The sequence below is a fragment of the Kitasatospora sp. NPDC001119 genome, assembly GCF_053598475.1.
This window is the reverse complement of the sequence record NZ_JBSFKI010000041.1, coordinates 1-14,947: the sequence shown is the minus strand read 5'-3', so window position 1 is coordinate 14,947 and position 14,947 is coordinate 1. Positions and strand designations below refer to the sequence as shown.

Annotated in this window: 11 protein-coding genes; 3 read left to right on the top strand and 8 right to left on the bottom strand. The window is 72.6% G+C overall.

Translation table 11 applies throughout. The annotated features are described in order from the left end of the window. Positions 1-57 precede the first annotated feature (57 nt). A complete protein-coding gene (locus ACWDD9_RS35615) occupies positions 58-2,700 on the bottom strand; it encodes a collagenase (RefSeq protein WP_449813911.1) in 2,643 nt (880 codons plus the stop codon). 157 nt (positions 2,701-2,857) lie between these two features. Continuing rightward, complete coding sequence (locus ACWDD9_RS35610; RefSeq protein ID WP_074000661.1) at positions 2,858-3,808, bottom strand: LysR family transcriptional regulator; 951 nt, start codon at positions 3,806-3,808, stop codon at positions 2,858-2,860. A gap of 401 nt (positions 3,809-4,209) precedes the next feature. On the opposite strand from ACWDD9_RS35610, the gene ACWDD9_RS35605 reads away from it, so the two are divergent. Continuing rightward, complete coding sequence (locus ACWDD9_RS35605) at positions 4,210-4,404, top strand: hypothetical protein (RefSeq protein ID WP_143204452.1); 195 nt, start codon at positions 4,210-4,212, stop codon at positions 4,402-4,404. Between the two features lie 76 nt (positions 4,405-4,480). Here ACWDD9_RS35605 and ACWDD9_RS35600 read toward each other — a convergent pair whose 3' ends face one another. Both ACWDD9_RS35600 and ACWDD9_RS35595 read right to left on the bottom strand, forming a co-directional pair. After that, positions 4,481-5,830, bottom strand: a complete 1,350-nt coding sequence (locus tag ACWDD9_RS35600) for a class I SAM-dependent RNA methyltransferase (RefSeq protein ID WP_375877235.1) — start codon at positions 5,828-5,830, stop codon at positions 4,481-4,483. 434 nt (positions 5,831-6,264) lie between these two features. After that, on the bottom strand, positions 6,265-8,340 hold the full coding sequence (locus tag ACWDD9_RS35595; protein WP_049657522.1) for an APC family permease: 2,076 nt from the start codon (positions 8,338-8,340) through the stop codon (positions 6,265-6,267). Positions 8,341-8,588: 248 nt separating this feature from the next. Between ACWDD9_RS35595 and ACWDD9_RS35590 the strand changes: the two genes are divergently transcribed. Continuing rightward, positions 8,589-9,257, top strand: coding sequence for a potassium channel family protein (locus tag ACWDD9_RS35590; RefSeq protein ID WP_049657525.1), 669 nt, complete (start codon positions 8,589-8,591; stop codon positions 9,255-9,257). After that, positions 9,257-9,928, top strand: a complete 672-nt coding sequence (locus ACWDD9_RS35585; protein ID WP_049657526.1) for a potassium channel family protein — start codon at positions 9,257-9,259, stop codon at positions 9,926-9,928. The genes ACWDD9_RS35590 and ACWDD9_RS35585 overlap by 1 nt, the downstream gene beginning before the upstream one ends. A gap of 83 nt (positions 9,929-10,011) precedes the next feature. On the opposite strand, the gene ACWDD9_RS35580 is transcribed toward ACWDD9_RS35585, so the two are convergent. The 4 genes from ACWDD9_RS35580 to ACWDD9_RS35565 all read right to left on the bottom strand — a co-directional run bounded on the left by ACWDD9_RS35580 (position 10,012) and on the right by ACWDD9_RS35565 (position 14,637). Next, positions 10,012-10,737, bottom strand: coding sequence for a DUF3159 domain-containing protein (locus ACWDD9_RS35580; RefSeq protein WP_234348601.1), 726 nt, complete (start codon positions 10,735-10,737; stop codon positions 10,012-10,014). Positions 10,738-10,739: 2 nt separating this feature from the next. Next, positions 10,740-11,147, bottom strand: a complete 408-nt coding sequence (locus ACWDD9_RS35575) for an OB-fold nucleic acid binding domain-containing protein (RefSeq protein WP_049657528.1) — start codon at positions 11,145-11,147, stop codon at positions 10,740-10,742. A gap of 65 nt (positions 11,148-11,212) precedes the next feature. Continuing rightward, the gene (locus ACWDD9_RS35570) at positions 11,213-11,893 is read right to left on the bottom strand and encodes a response regulator (protein WP_049657530.1); all 681 of its coding nucleotides are present in this window, start codon (positions 11,891-11,893) and stop codon (positions 11,213-11,215) included. 152 nt (positions 11,894-12,045) lie between these two features. Beyond that, complete coding sequence (locus tag ACWDD9_RS35565) at positions 12,046-14,637, bottom strand: ATP-binding protein (RefSeq protein WP_375877222.1); 2,592 nt, start codon at positions 14,635-14,637, stop codon at positions 12,046-12,048. Positions 14,638-14,947: the final 310 nt, after the last annotated feature.

Genomic DNA, 14,947 nt, shown 5'->3' with positions numbered 1-14,947 from the left:
GACGGCCGGGCCCGCGGCTGGCTGCCACGGACCCGGCCCGCGCCGGAAGGGGACGGATCAGAACTGGGTGCTGACGGTCACCCCGCTGAAGTCGCTCTTCGCGTAGAGGCTCACGTAGCGGTAGCCCGCCGTCGGGTTGGTCACCGTGATGCTCTGGGTGGTGCCCGCGTTGGTGGAGGCGGCGGTGTAGGCGCTCGGCGAGGCCCAGGTGCTGTCGCTGTAGTACAGGTACGCGGTGCCGGTGCCCCCGGAGGTGGTGATCTTCAGGGTGCTGGTGCCGGCCGGCAGGTAGACGTACAGGTAGTCCAGGTTGCCGGCGGTGGCCGACAGGTTGGCGCGCGAGCAGTTCTTGCCGAGCGCGTCGGTGCGCGGGTCGGTGCAGGCCGGCGGGGTGGTCGGGCCACCGCCGCCGCCCGTGGTCACGGCGACGGAGGCGGGGGTACTGGCGGTCCTGCCGGTGTCGTCGGTGACGGTCAGCGCGACGGTGTAGGTGCCGGCGGCCGCGTAGGTGTGGGTCGGGTTCTGCTGGTCGGAGGAGCTGCCGTCGCCGAAGGTCCAGTGCCAGGCGGTGAGCCGGCCGGCGCCGGTCTGGACGGACTTGTCGGTCAGCGTGACGGTCGCGCCGGAGACCGACTGGCCGAACAGCGCGGTCGGGCCGGCCGCCAGGCAGGCGCCGCCGGCGCAGGTGTCGAGCCAGGCGTCGAAGTCGGCGTCGTAGCGGGTGCCGATGCCGTTGTAGACCGCGTAGCCGCCCTGGTAGTCGCCGGTGCGGAAGTGGGCGAGCATGGCGTCGATGTCCGCCGGGTGCTTCTCGAACATGTACCGGACGGCCAGGTAGCCCCACGGGTAGGTGCGCACGGTGTCCGAGTTGCCGTACGTGTTCTGGAAGAGGGTGCTCAGCTTGTAGGTGTGCTTGGCGGCCTCGGCCATCGCCTGGGTGTCGGTGGTGCCGCGGTAGGCGTAGGACTCGTACTCGGCGACGCCCTCGATCCACCAGATGTCCGGGACGGAGATCTCGGTGGAGAAGTTGCCCTTGAGGTCGTAGATGTTGTCCAGGTAGTGGGTGTACTCGTGGTTGAGGTTCCACACGTTGGCGGTGAAGCCGTCGTTCCACGACTTCTGGTACATCACGCACACGGCCCGGTTGTTCGGGTCAGTCGGGTCCATGACGGTCTGTCCGCCGTTGTCGGTGGAGTTGTTGAAGATCGCCCAGGAGTAGGTCAGGTAGTCCGCCTGGTTGGCGAAGACCGCGAGAGTGAGCTCCTTGTCGTACTGACCGGGGATCGGACCGTTGTCCTTCACCAGCTTGTGGAAGAAGGTGTCCTCGCCGCGCAGGCTGGCGCAGACCGCGGCCAGGTCGGCGGGCGACAGGACCTCGGTCTGGATGGTGCGGTTGTCGCACACCAGCTGGTTCGGCAGCACCGCGGCGGTCAGCTTCGCCGGCAGGTCGCAGATGCCGTAGTACGAGCACTGGCCGGGGTCGAAGCTGTTGGCCTGGTAGGCGGTGTGGACGTACAGCGGGCCGGTGGCGCCGGTGATCTGCGCGCCGTCGAGGACCGCCTTGACCTTGCCCTTGACCGCGGCCTCGACCACCGGGCCGTCGCCGGCCATCCGGCCGAGGTCGTTGCCCGCGTTGACGTCCAGGTAGGCGTTGGCCGTGCCGAGGAGGTCCTTGTGGTTCAGCGCGAAGTCGCCGAGGGTGGCGCCGATGCTCGGGTCCGCGCCGACCGCGCTGACGAAGTCGGGGTTCCAGTTGCCCCGCCACAGCGGCGCGGAGAGCACCGCGTTGACCGCCTTGAGCATCTTCGGGAAGGCGTTGTACGAGTTGTCGTACGCCGTCAGCACCTGCTTGTAGACGCCCAGGTAGCTGCCCTGGAGGTTGGCGCTGTCGGTGAGCACCAGCACCTCGTTGAGCACGGTGCCGTTGGCGTCGCTGACGTCGGTGCGGTGCGGGGCGGCGAAGAACGCGTCGAGGGCGGCCTTGGAGCCGCTGGTCAGGGCCGCGCCGTACGGGCCCACCGCGTCCGCGTTGTTCGACTGCACGAACCAGCCGGCCCGCTGGAAGAGCACGAGCTGCAGGATGGCGGTCGAGTTGTCGCCGGTGTAGCCGGCCGCCATGGTCCGGAAGGCGTCGGCGACGGTGAGCATCTTCGATTCCTTGAAGATGCTGCCCGCGTCGGTGCCGGTGACGTTGAACAGCGTGTTGACGCAGTCCGTGGTCGAGCCCTCGATGAAGGAGACCAGGTCGGCGCCGCTGCGGCTGCCGAAGTCGGCCGGGGTGCAGCTCTGCGCGGCGGCGGCTCCGGCGGCGCCGCGGGCGGCGAGGGCCGGCTTGGCCGGGGGCGCCTTCGGCTCGGCCGGGCGCGGCGCGGTCTGCACGACGGTGTCGGCCGGCTGGCCCATCACGACCTGGCCGAGCAGCGCCGGGGGCAGCGGCTTGGCGACGGGGGCGAGGTCCTCGGCGGCACGGGCCTGGGCGGCCGGGTCGACGGTGAGGAAGGCGCCGAGCGGCTTCGGCTGGACGGAGCCCGGGTCGGCCGTCGGAGCACCGGCCGCGGGTCGGGCGGGAGCGGCGGAAGCACCGGAGGCGGCCGGGGCGACGGAGGCGGCTGACGCCGTGGCCGGCAGCAGCGTGGCGGCGGCGCAGCAGCCGGCCACGAGGCCGGCCAGCAGGGTGGGGAGGGGTATCCGTGGGCGCACTGGTGGGGTCCTTCTCCTGTGGGGGAGGCGCTGGGAGGACTGCCGAGACGTTGGGGGAACGCGTCATGATCCTGCCAGCGACGGAAGGTCAGAACAATGTCACAGGTCATATGACATTTCCCGGCCCGGGCATAACACGGACCCCCGCCCGCTGCCGCTACGACCGGTACGTCCGCGCGGCCCACGCCTGGAAGCTCGGCGCGGCCGCGATCAGGTCCCGGTACGCCGCGGCGGCCGCCCCGAACAGCGTCTCCACCACCTCCCCGCCCACCCCGGCCGGCCGCCAGACCAGCAGCTGCCGGACCCAGATCGGCGTCCCCGCCAGCGGCTTGACCACCACGTCCGCGAGCGGCCGGGTGGTGGCCTGGACGACGGAGATGCCGAGCCCGGCGGCGATCATCTCCTGGAGCTCCAGCCGGCCGCCGAGGAACTCGTGGACGGTCGCCGGGGCGAACCCCGCCGCGGCGCAGGCCCCGTGGAAGACGCCGTGCCAGCCGGCCCCGTCGTCGGGGGTCAGGAACCACTCCTCCTCCGCGAGGTCCGCCAGGGCCACCTCGGTGCGGTGCCGCAGCCGGTGGCCGGCCGGCAGTGCGACGAAGACGGGCTCGGTGACGATGCCGCGGTGCGCGACGGACGGCGAGTGGCACAGCTCCCGGCCCGGGTAGTCCACGGCCACCGCGACGTCCGCCTCGCCCCGCTCCAGCAGCTCGACGATGTCCGAGGAGCGGTAGACCGACGTCACGGTGAAGCGCTGCCCGGGCCGCTGGTGCCGGGCCCTGGTGACCAGCCCGGGCAGGATCGGGGCGTTGGTGGCCGCCAGCCGCAGCTCGCGCGGGGCGGGCCCGGCCGAAGCCTCCGCACGGCGGCCCAGGCAGTCGGCACGGGTGAGCAGTTCCCGGGCGGCGGCCAGCACCTCCACCCCGAAGCCGGTCGGCGCGACACCGGCGGCGGTGCGTTCGAACAGCGGGGCGCCCAGGTGGCGTTCGATCCGGCGCAGCTGGGTGCTGGTCGCCGGCTGCGAGGCGCCGAGCAGGGCGGCGGCCCGGCCGACGCTCCCGGTGTCGGCGATGGCGCACACCACGCGCAGGTGCCGCAGCTCCAACTCCATGACGCTCCCCCTCACGCATCGGCCGGCCCCGGCCGACGGCGCGGGGCGGCTGCCGCCAAGGGCGGTGCAACAGCACACATCACATGTCAGCTGCTCACCTTCGCCCCGGCGATTTTCCTCGTCAAGCCCCCTCCCGGGACCCGACGGCACTCCGCGCACCATCTTTTACCCGCGCATTGCCGACGCCTGACCTTCCGCCCTGCTCCGGACCCCGCCCGCACCTGTCCTCCGCCCCGGTCCGGGCCACGCCACACCTCTCCTCCGCCCCGCTCCGGCCCCCGCCCACCACCGCCGTGCCGCCACCAGGCGGAGCGGGACTTGAAGACCGACCCACCGTCCGGGACGCTGAAAACCCCCTTGCGTTCCCCCGAGCGGGCACCGACCGGTGCGGAGGCCGACCGATGACAGCCATGTTCGATCAGGAGCTGCGCGAGCAGCTCGCCCAGGCCCGCCGGGACCTCGCGGCGGCCCGGGCCGAAGGGGACGCCGACGGCGTCCAGGCGTACGAGGGCCGGGTCGCCTCGCTCCTGCGGCTCGCCGCCCAGCACGGCATCGACCTCCCGCACAGCGTCGACGAGGAGGAGCACAACGAGTAGCCGGCCCCCGGACGCGGCGGAGGCGGCCACCCCGAACGGGTGACCGCCTCCTGCCGTGCCTTCCCGGCGCCCGGGATCACTCCCCGGCCGGCTCCAGGATCGCCACGCACTCGAAGTGGTGCGTCATCGGGAACAGGTCGAAGGCCCGCAGCGACACCGGCCGGTAGCCGCCCTCGCGGAAGAACTTCAGGTCCCGGGCGAGCGCCGCCGGGTCGCAGGCCACGTACGCGATCCGGCGCGCCTCCAGGCCGACCAGGTGGGCGACGGTCTCGCGGCCGGCGCCCGAGCGCGGCGGGTCCAGCACGATCAGGTCGGTGGCGGTGATGCCGGTGCGCGGCAGCAGCGTCTCGACCCGGTCGCACTCGATCTGAACGTTGTCCAGCGCGGCCAGGTTGTGCCGGGCGTCGACCACGGCCTGCTTGGCGGACTCGATGCCGAGCACCGCGCCGTCCTCGCCGACCCGGTCGGCCAGCGCGCCCGCGAACAGGCCGACTCCGCAGTACAGGTCGAGCGCGCTCTCGCCCCACTGCGGGTCCAGCCCGTCCAGCACCGCGTCGACCAGGGTGTCCGGCGCCTCCGGGTGGATCTGCCAGAAGCCGCCGTCGCTGATCCGCCAGGTCCGCCCGGCGGCCCGCTCGCGGACGAAGCCGCGCCCGTGCACCTTGTGCACGTCGCCCTGCTCGTCCACCCGGGCGATCGACACCGGCTTGTCCAGCTCGACCAGCGGCAGCTGGGCACCGTCGCGCGGGGTGAGCACCACCTGGCGGTCGGAGGAGCCGGTCGCGGCGATCACCTCGACGCTCGCCACGCCCGGCCAGTCCCGGGTCTCGACGCCCAGCTCGGTGACGCCCTCGGCGGCGATCAGGCAGCGGTCCACCGGCTGCACCTCGTGCGAGCGGTACTTGCGCAGGCCGACCTTCCCGGTCTCGGCGTCCACCGTGTACTGCACCCGGGTGCGCCAGGCCGGCACCTGCCCGGCCGGCAGCTTGCCGCCGACCGGCTCGACGCTGCCGTCCCAGCCGGCCTCGGCCGGGGTGAGCCCGGCCAGCTTGGCCAGCTGCTCGGTCAGCACCGCCGCCTTGAGCTTGCGCTGCCCGCCGGGGGTGACGTGCTGCCAGTCGCAGCCACCGCACTTGCCCGGACCGGCGAACGGGCACGGCGCCTCGATCCGGTCCTTGGAGGGCTCCAGCACCTCCACCGCGTCGGCCCGCAGGAACCGCGAGGTGGTGGTCCCGTCGGTCACCAGCGCGACGACCCTCTCACCGGGCAGCGCGTGCCGCACGAACAGCACCCGGCCCTCGTGCCGGGCCACGCAGTGCCCGCCGCCGTGCGCGACCGGGCCGACCTCGACCTCGTAGCGCTGCCCGACCAGCGGCTCCCCGGACGGCGCCTCGGGCCGCGAGGGCCGCGCGGCGGCGGTGCGCAGCGCCTTGGGCGGCCGCACCGCCTGCTTGCGCGGCGCCTTCCGGTCGGCCCCGGCGGCGCCCTTCGGCGCACCCTGACCGGCGCCCTGGCCGGCGTCCTTGCCCGCACCCTTGGGCGCGTCCTTGCCGGATCCCTTGGCGGAGCCCTTGGCCGCGGCACCCTTCGCCGCGGAGCCCTTGGCCGCAGCGCCCTTGCCCGCGGCACCCTTCGCCGCAGCGCCCTTCCCGGCCACCGGCTCGGCGGGCCCCCGGTCCTCCCGCTCGCCCGGGACGAACGGCGCGGTGCTCGCGGTGAGGCCGTCGCGGTCGGTGGCCTCCGGACGGGACGGCCGGCCCCAACGCGGCCGGGAGACCTGACCGGGCTTGGAGCCGCCCCGGCGGGCGCCCTTGCCGGAGGCGCCGGAGGAGCCCGAGGAACGGGGCGGAGTGTTGCGGGTCACTGGGAGGAGTCCTTGCTGCGGTCGGGGCTGTCACCGGCGTTCGTACCGGTGGAGACGGAATCCTTCGACTTTACGGCCTTCGGCGCCCGAGGCTCGCCACGCCGGACGGCGCCCGGCGCCGACCAGGCCTTCTGCGGCTTGCGCCGCTCGGAGGACTCCAGCTGCCACGGTACCGAGGTGACCATCACACCGGGCTTGAACAGCAGCCGCCCCTTGAGCCGCAGCGCGCTCTGGTTGTGCAGCAGGTGCTCGTACCAGTGGCCGACCACGTACTCCGGGATGTAGACCGAGACCACGTCCCGCGGGCTGCTGCGCCGCAGGTTCTTCACGTAGTCCAGGACCGGCCCGGTGATCTCGCGGTACGGCGAGTCCAGCACCTTGAGCGGCACCTCGATGCCGCGCTCGTCCCACTCCCGCCGCAGCGCCGCCGTGTCCGCCGGGTCGACGTTGACCGTGACCGCCTCCAGCGTGTGGGCCCGGGCCAGCCGGGCGTACGCCAGGGCGCGCAGCGCCGGCTTGTGCAGCTTGGAGACCAGCACGATGGCGTGCACCCGGGTGGGCAGCACCACGTCGTCCGGCTCCTCGGCGGCGATGAGCTCGTCGGAGACCCGGTCGTAGTGGCGCCGGATGCCCTTCATCATCACGAACAGCACGGCCATCGCGGCGATCGCGATCCAGGCGTGGCCGATCTTGGTGACCAGTACGACGATCAGCACGGCCATGGTCATCACCAGGCCGAAGGCGTTGATCGCCCGGCTGCGCTGCATGTGGCGGCGCTTGGCCGGGTCGGTCTCGGTGCGCAGCAGCCGGGTCCAGTGCCGGATCATGCCGGACTGGCTCATGTTGAAGGCGACGAAGACGCCGACGATGTAGAGCTGGATCAGCCGGGTCGGGTCGGCGTCGAAGGCGAGGATCAGCAGGATCGCGGCGATCGCCAGCAGGATGATGCCGTTGGAGAAGGCCAGCCGGTCGCCGCGGGTGTGCAGCTGGCGCGGCAGGTAGCGGTCCTGGGCGAGGATCGAGCCGAGCACCGGGAAGCCGTTGAAGGCGGTGTTGGCGGCGAGCACCAGGATCAGGCCGGTGACGCCGGCGACGAAGTAGAAGCCGGGCGTGAAGTTGTTGAACACGGCCTCGCTGATCTGCGCCAGCGCGGTCTTCTGGTGGTAGCCGGGCGAGGAGCCGACGAGCTGCTCGGCCGGGTTCTCGGCCATCTGGACGCCGGTCAGCCGGGCCAGCCAGATGATGCCCATGAACATCACGACGGCGATGCTCGCCATCATCAGCAGCGTGGTGGCGGCGTTCTTGCTCTTCGGCTTGCGGAAGGCCGGCACGCCGTTGGAGATCGCCTCCACACCGGTCAGCGCGGCACAGCCGGAGGAGAAGGACTTCAGCAGCAGGAACACCATCGCGAAGCCGGTCAGCGAGTCGTTGCCGGGGGTGGCGGCGAGGTGGAACCCGGAGCTCTCCGCGGGCATGTCCTGGCCGAGCGCGAAGTGCCGGAAGACCCCGTAGCCGACCATCCCGATCACGCCGACCATGAAGGCGTAGGTGGGAACGGCGAAGGCGCTTCCGGACTCGCGCACACCGCGCAGGTTCATGCCCATCAGCAGGACGACCACGACCACCGACAGGACCGCCTCGTGACCGCGCAGCGAGGGCACCGCGGAGACGACGTTGGCGACGCCCGAGGTGGTCGACACGGCCACGGTGAGCACGTAGTCGACCATCAGCGCGCTGGCGACCACCAGACCGGCGGCCGGCCCGTGGTTGACGGTCGCGACCTCGTAGTCGCCGCCGCCGCTGGGGTAGGCGTGGACGTTCTGCCGGTACGAGGCGACCACGGCGAGCATCACGATCGCCACGACGACGCCGATCTGCCAGGAGAAGTGGATCGCCGAGGCGCCCGCGATGGAGAGGGTGAGCAGGATCTCCTCGGGGGCGTACGCGACCGAGGAGAGCGCGTCCGAGGCGAACACGGGCAGCGCGAGCCGCTTGGGCAGAAGCGTCTCGCCCAGCTTGTCGCTGCGTAGGGCGCGCCCGATCAGGATGCGTTTCGGAAGGTCAGTCGGCATAGGCACGTTAAGGAATCGTAGGGGCTCCCCGGTCAAGGCTCCGCCGTTTGTCCCCCCCTTCGTCGCGACTGCGTTCGGTGGACCGGCTAGCGTGTCGGATACGAGTCGGCGGGCAACACTCTGGTTGTCGAGCGTTGCCGGGTCGGCGCCCCCACGAGGAACCTCGTCCCGGACGACCGGGCGGGAAACGGAGCTGAACGGTGTTTGCGCAGGTCAAGACCCCTTCGGGACGGGTGAGGTAAGCGCCGGTGCACATCGTCATCATGGGCTGCGGCCGCGTGGGCTCCGCCCTCGCCAGAGCCCTGGAGAAACAGGGCCACTCGGTGGCCGTGGTCGACCAGGACCCGACCGCGTTCCGTCGGCTGGGCGCCGGCTTCAACGGGCGCCGGGTGACCGGCGTCGGCTTCGACCAGGACACCCTGCGCGAGGCGGGCATCGAGGAGGCCGGCGCCTTCGCCGCGGTCTCCAGCGGTGACAACTCCAACATCATCGCCGCGCGGGTGGCCCGGGAGAACTTCGGCGTCGAGAACGTCGCCGCCCGGATCTACGACCCCCGCCGCGCCGAGGTGTACCAGCGCCTGGGCATCCCCACCGTGGCGACGGTCCGCTGGACCGCCGACCAGATGCTGCGCAGGCTGCTGCCGAGCGGCGCCGAGCCGCTGTGGCAGGACCCGAGCGGTGGCGTCCAGCTCGCCGAGGTCGCGTACGACCCGCGCTGGATCGGCCACCGGATCGGCGAGCTGGAGGAGGCCTCCGGCACCCGGGTGGCGTTCGTCACCCGGCTCGGCGAGGGGGTGCTCCCCTCGCCGCAGATGGTGGTGCAGGAGGGCGACCTGGTGCACGTGATGCTGCGCCGGGCCGACCTGACGGCCGTCGAGGCCGCGTTCGCGCAGGGGCCGAAGGAGGAGGGTCACTGATGCGGGTCGCCATTGCCGGGGCCGGAGCCGTGGGCCGCTCGATCGCGGGCGAGCTGCTGGAGAACGGCCACGAGGTCCTACTGATAGACAAGAACCCGAACTCCATCTCGGTGGAGCGGGTCCCGATGGCGGAGTGGCTGCTGGCCGACGCCTGCGAGATCACCTCGCTGGACGAGGCCGCGCTCCAGCGCTGCCACGTGGTGATCGCCGCGACCGGTGACGACAAGGTCAACCTGGTCGTCTCGCTGCTCGCCAAGACCGAGTACGCGGTGCCGCGGGTGGTCGCCCGGGTGAACAACCCCAAGAACGAGTGGCTCTTCAACGAGTCCTGGGGCGTGGACGTCGCCGTCTCCACCCCGCGCCTGATGTCCGCGCTGGTCGAGGAGGCGGTCAGCGTCGGCGACCTGGTCCGCCTGATGCGCTTCAGCCAGGGCAACGCCAACCTGGTCGAGCTGACCCTGGCCTCCGACACCGAGCTGGTCGGCACCCGGGTCGGCGACGTGGCCTGGCCGCAGGACACCGCGCTGGTGACCATCATCCGCGAGGGCCGGGTGCTGGTGCCGGGCAAGGACGACACCCTGGAGGGCGGCGACGAACTGCTCTTCGTCGCCGCGCAGGAGCGCGAGGAGGAGCTGGAAGAGCTCCTCTCGGCCATCTCGGGCGCCCAGTAGCCCCGGAGCGCGCGACACGGAGAAGGGCCCGCACCCCTCGGGGTACGGGCCCTTCTCCGTCGTTCGGGACGGGCGGGAGGCGGCTACTTCGCCGGCTCCTCCTCCTCGTCCAGCTGAGCCTTGATCGGCGGCGGCGCCTTCAGCAGGATCTGCCAGGTCACGTACATCGCCAGCAGCAGCGGCGGGATGCCGAGGGCGACCTTCAGCCAGCCCAGCAGGTTGACGTTGTGGGTGAAGTACAGCGGGAAGAGGATCACCGGCTTGGCGCCCATGATCAGCACCCAGGCCCAAGTCGCCTTGGTGTAGGCGGCCAGCCGGCCCGGGTTCTCCTTGCGCCAGGTGAACATCTCCCCGGTGATCGGGCCGAGCATCACCCCGATCATCGGCCAGCGTGCCAGGGCGGAGGTCGCCAGGGCGACGCAGTAGCCGACGTTCCACAGCAGGCCGGGCAGGTAGAAGTCCTCGGCCTTGCCGCTCTTCATCGAGATCCAGGCGCCGAGCGCGACCCCGAACACCCCGCTGAAGGCGTGCTGGATGGTCTGCCGCTTCGCCAGCCGGGCCACCACGAACAGGGCGCTCAGGCCCAGCGCGGCCCAGGCCGAGGTGCTGACCTGGTGGGTCAGGTTGTACGTGACGATGAAGACCAGGCCGGGCAGCGTCATGTCGATCATGCCGCGCACGCCGCCGAAGGCCTGGAGCACGGTGTCGGCCGCCTCCTTGGAGGCGGCCCTGCGGGCGGCCTCCGCGTCCGCGGGGTCGACCGCCAGGTCGAGCTGGGCGGCGGCCTCGCCGCCGGGCTGGTTGCTCACGCTCATTCGCTCCCGTGTCCGACCGGACGCAGCTCATAGCGGGGGTTGAACAGCACGCGGCGCCCGCGTGCGTGACTGATCCGGCCGCTGGCGACCAGCCGGCGGCCGGGCTCTATCCCGGCGATCGAGCGGCGGCCGAGCCAGACCACGTCCAGCGCCTCGGTACCGTCGAAGAGTTCGGCCTCCAGGGCGGGCACCCCCGCCCTCGGGCGGAGCGTCACCGTGCGCAGCGTGCCCGCGACGGTGACCAGCTCGCGGTCCCCGCAACCGGCGATCGGCGTGCAGCCGGACTCCGCGGCGATCTCCTGACGCAGCTCCTCGGCGTCCAGTTCCTCGGCCGAGGAGGTCAGCCGGCTGAGCATGCGGCGGAACCGCCCCTGCGGCGGGCCGCTGCTGTTGTCACCACTCATGTCGGAAGGGTACCGGGTTCCGGCCCCCCGGCGGCAGGCCGCGCGACCGCCGGGGGCGGTCGCGGTCAGCTCTCGAAGCGGTACCCCATGCCCGGTTCGGTGATGAAGTGGCGCGGGTGCGAGGGGTCGCGCTCCAGCTTGCGGCGCAGCTGGGCGAGGTAGACCCGCAGGTAGTTGGTCTCGGTGCGGTAGGCCGGGCCCCAGACCTCCTGGAGCAGCTGGGTCTGGCTGACCAGCCGCCCGGCGTTGCGGACCAGTACCTCCAGCAGGTGCCACTCGGTCGGCGTGAGGCGTACGTCGGCGCCGTCCCGGTTGACCTTCTTGGCCGCGAGGTCGACGGTGAAGGACTCGGTGACGACCAGCGAGTCGGCCTCCCCGGCCACCGGCTCGGCCCGCCGCACGGCGGCCCGCATCCGGGCGAGCAGCTCGTCCATGCCGAACGGCTTGGTGACGTAGTCGTCGGCGCCCGCGTCCAGCGCCTCGACCTTCTCGTCCGAGGCGTGCCGGGCCGACAGCACGATGATCGGCACCCGGGTCCAGCCGCGCAGGCCGCGGATCACCTCGACCCCGTCCATGTCGGGCAGGCCCAGGTCGAGGACGACCACGTCCGGATGGCGGGCCGCGGCCAGCTCCAGGGCGCTCGCGCCGTCATGGGCCGCGTCCACCTCGTACTTGCGGGCCTTGAGGTTGATCACCAGCGCGCGGACGATCTGCGGTTCGTCGTCCACGACGAGGACCCGGGTCATTTACGGGCTCCGCCTTTCAGGGCTGTCTGACTTACGGACTGGGGACTGCTCTACGACGTTCGGTGCGACGTGCGACGTGCTGTGCGGCGTACGGCCTGGGAGGCGCGCCGGCCCCCGGAGGAGCGACGGCCCGGCCGGTGCGCCGCCGGTTCTCAGGTGATCAGGTCCGGGAGCGGGCCGCCACCCTCGCCGCCCCGCTCCCCCGGTTCGGGCGGCCGTTCGACCACGGGCAGGCTGACGACCATGGTGAGTCCGCCGCCCGGGGTGTCCTCGGCGGTGACGGTACCGTCCATCGCCTCGACGAAGCCGCGCGCCACCGCGAGTCCGAGGCCCACCCCGGCGCCGCGCGGCGCGTCCCCGTACCGCTGGAACGGCGCGAAGATCCGCTCCTTGGCGTCCTCGGGCACCCCCGGGCCGCGGTCCACGATCCGCAGCTCGACCCGGGCCGGCCGCCCCGGCTGCCGCAGCTCGTCGGCCTTGACCAGCACCCTGACCCCGTCCGGGCTGTACTTGACGGCGTTCTCCACCAGGTTGGCCAGCGAGCGCTCCAGCAGCCCGCCGTCGGCCCGGACCATCGGCAGCGTCTCCGGGACCTCCAGCCGGACGGACTCCAGCGGCACCCCGCCGAGCGCGAACGGCACCACCTCGTCCAGGTCGGTCTCCTGGATCAGCGGGGTGACGGTCCCGGTCTGCAGGCGGCTCATGTCGAGCAGGTTGTTGATCAGGTGGTCCAGCCGGTCGGCCCCGGCCTCGATGCCGGCCAGCAGCTCGGCCTCGTCCTCCGGGGCCCAGTCGACGTCGGCCGAGCGCAGCGAGCTCACCGAGGCCTTGATGCCCGCCAACGGGGTGCGCAGGTCGTGCGAGACGGCGGCCAGCAGAGCCGTCCGGATCCGGTTGCCCTCGGCCTCCCGGCGGGCCTCGGCGGCCTCCCGGGCCAGCCGGCGGCGCTCCAGCACCACGGCGGCCTGGGCGGCGAACGCTCCGAGCAGGCGCCGGTCCGCCCCGGGCAGCACCCGGCCGCGCAGCACCAGCGCCAGGCTGTCGCCGACCGGGACGTCCACGTCGGCCTCCTCCGGCCGCTCCGGCGGGCGCGGGCCGGCGGTCGCCACCGGCGCCCAGGCGGAGAGCGGGTCGGGCCGTTCCAGCAGCGCGGCGCTCTCCTGCCCGAAGGTCTCCCGGACCTGCTCCATCAGCGCGGTCAGCACCCCGTCGCCGTTGGGCGCGCCGCGCAGCACCGTGCCGGCCAGCGCGCTGAGCGTCTGCGCCTCGGTCTGGCTGCGGGCGGCCTGCTGGGTGCGCCGGGCCGCGAGGTCCACCACCGACGCCACCGATATGCCGACGATGGTGAATATCGCCACCGCCATGATGTTCTGCGGCTCGTTGATGGTGAAGGTGTGCAGCGGCGGGGTGAAGTAGTAGTTCAGGACCGAGGAGGCGACCAGCGCCGACCCGATCGCCGGCAGCAGCCCGCCGACCAGCGCCGCGCACACCGTCAGCGACAGGAACAGCAGCATGTCGGTGGAGAGCCCCAGCCCGCCGATCGCGGTCAGCACGATCGCCAGCAGCGGCGGCCCGACCAGTCCGATCAGCCAGCCGCCGACCGTCCTGGTGCGGCCCAGGTCGGTGATCCGGCGGACCGGTATCTTGCCGCGCCGCCCGTGCCCGGCGTGCTCGTGGGTGACCATGTGGACGTCGATGTCCCCGGCCTCCCGGGTCACGACGGTGCCGACGCCCGGCCCGTACAGGTACTGCCAGCCGGGCCGCCGGCTGGTGCCCAGCACGATCTGGGTGGCGTTCACGCCCCGGGCGAAGTCCAGCAGCCCGCCGGCCGGGTCGTCGCCGAGGACGGCGTGGAAGGAGCCGCCGAGGCTCTCCACCAGCGCGCGCTGCTCGATCAGCGTCTGCGGCGAGCCGGAGCCCACCAGCCCGTCCGAGCGGGAGATGTGCACGGCGAGCAGCTCGCCGCCGGAGACCCTGGCGGCGATCCGTGCCGCCCGGCGGATCAGCGTCGCCCCCTCGGGCCCGCCGGTCAGGCCCACCACGATCCGCTCCCTGGCCTGCCAGGTGCCCTCGATGCCCTGCTCGGCCCGGTACTTCTGGAGGTACTCGTCCACCCGGTCCGCGGTCCACAGCAGCGCCAGCTCGCGCAGCGCGGTCAGGTTGCCCGGGCGGAAGTAGTTGGCGAGGGCGGCGTCGATCTTCTCCGGCGCGTACACGTTGCCGTGCGCCAGCCGGCGCCGCAGCGCCTGCGGGGACATGTCCACCAGCTCGATCTGGTCCGCCCGCCGGACCACCTCGTCCGGGACGGCCTCGCGCTGGCGCACCCCGGTGATGCCCTCGACGGCGTCGCCCAGCGACTCCAGGTGCTGCACGTTGACGGTGGAGATCACGTCGATCCCGGCCGCCAGCAACTCCTCGACGTCCTGCCAGCGCTTCTCGTTGCGGCAGCCGGGGACGTTGGTGTGGGCCAGCTCGTCCACCAGGGCCACCTGCGGGCGGCGCGCCAGGACGGCGTCCAGGTCCATCTCGGAGAACCGGGCACCGCGGTGCACCACCTGCTGCCGCAGCACGACCTCCAGCCCCGCGACCATGTCCGCGGTCCGCCGGCGGCCGTGGTCCTCCACGAACGCGACCACCACGTCCGTGCCCCGCTCCTGCCGCCGGTGCGCCTCGGCGAGCATGGCGTACGTCTTGCCGACCCCGGGGGCCGCCCCGAGGTAGATGCGCAGCCTGCCTCGTCCCATGAGCACCATTCTTGATCCGACCCGGCCCGGAGAACACCCCCGGACACCTGTTCCCCCTGCCTTCGAGACTACGGCGTGCGACACGATTTTCCGCTGATCAGTGCGCTGATCAGGCGGTTTTAGCGGCATATTGACGGTGGACCAGCCACTCGGCGGGGGTCGTTCGGGAGGGGTCCGGAGGGGTCGGGGTGCGGTGGTGTCCGACATCGGCCCGGAAACGCGAAGAACCCCCATCCGGGACCCGGATGGGGGTTCTTCTGAAGAATTGTTCGGCGGCGTCCTACTCTCCCACAGGGTCCCCCCTGCAGTA